A 1,391-nucleotide genomic window follows, 5' to 3' on the forward strand; every position below is an offset into this window, starting at 1 on the left:
CTTCAAGGGTCTGATTCCGATATTGGATCGGGGTCAGACCCTTGAGTCGTTGTTGGATGCGTTCGGTGTTGTACCACTGGATGTACTCGTCGATCGCCTGGTTGAACTCTGCGACGGTGTCGAAGACTTGGCCGTGGTACATTTCGGTTTTCAAGTGGCCGAAGAAGTTCTCCATGACCGCGTTGTCGTAGCAGTTGGCTTTACGCGACATCGACTGCACACCACCGTTGTCATGAATCAAATTCCGCCAGGAGGAATGCTGGTACTGGAAGCCTTGGTCGGTGTGCATCATCCACCCGGGTTCAGGCGCACAAACCGCGATCGCCTTAGTCAAGGAATCAGCGGTAAACGCTGTCGACGGCGATGTATCCACAGTATGGGCAACAATTGAACGATCGAACAGGTCCATCACTGGTGACAGGTAGACCTTGCGGCCTGCGACCCTGAACTCGGTAACGTCGCTGACGAAAACGGTATTTGGCTGATCCGGGGTGAACTTGCGGTCAAGTTTGTTGTCCGCGATGTGGCTGATCGTCCCGGTGTAGGAAACATACGGTCTGCGTCGGCGGATCTTGGCTCGCAGCCCCATCTCGCACATGAGTTTGTAGACGAGTTTGTGGTTGACCACCCAGCCCTGGTTACGCAGGTCAAGGAGTACTCGCCGGTAGCCGTAGCGATGCTTGTTGCGTTCGAAGCTTTCCCGGATGGCATCTTTAAGCGCGGCGTGCTTATCCGGTTGGCTAAGGCGTTTCTGGTGGTAGAAGAAGGTTGACCGTGGGATACCTGCTGCTTCTAGGAGGTATTCCAAGCGGTGGTGTGACTTGAGGATGACAATCGCCCGGACTTTCAGGCGCGTCCCTGATTCCTCAAGTCCCGCAATTTTTTTAGATAAGCGTTTTCCGCTTCCAACCGTGCGATCTGACGGCGTAGCTGCTCCTCTTCGGTAAGCGGCTTTGACGCCGCTGAGCCTTTGGGTCTGCCTTTCGGCTTCGGCTTTAGTGCCTCGTCGCCGCCCTTGCGCCATTTCCACGACCAATAACTGACCATCTGGTCTGACGACAGGCCAAACTCACGTGCAAGATTCATCTTTGTCTCGCCGGCAAGATGGCGTTGGACAACTTCCTTTTTGATTTCGAACGAGTACTGCTGGTTAGTCGGTTTCTCCACAAGACATAGCCTGCCATGCAGTTGAAACCGACGATAGAGCATACGGACAGCGACTTTGGAGACACCCAGAGCATTGGCAGCGGCCCCATATCCCATGCCTTGCTCGAAACACTCAACCAACTGCTCACGCTGCTGCTCACTTAGCGAACTTCGTGCTCTCAATGAAAACTACTCCCCACTAGTCGATAACTGACTTCTCAGTCCAACTAATGGGGAGCAGTTCA

General features: G+C 54.1%; 1 pseudogene. It reads right to left on the reverse strand.

Annotated elements, in window-relative coordinates:
• Window positions 1–1,193 (reverse strand): annotated as a pseudogene (locus tag HMPREF2129_RS11100) (IS3 family transposase); the annotation flags it as partial.
• Between the last annotated feature and the right edge of the window lie 198 nt (window positions 1,194–1,391).

The organism is Corynebacterium tuscaniense DNF00037, assembly GCF_000759055.1.
Lineage (GTDB): Bacteria > Actinomycetota > Actinomycetes > Mycobacteriales > Mycobacteriaceae > Corynebacterium > Corynebacterium tuscaniense.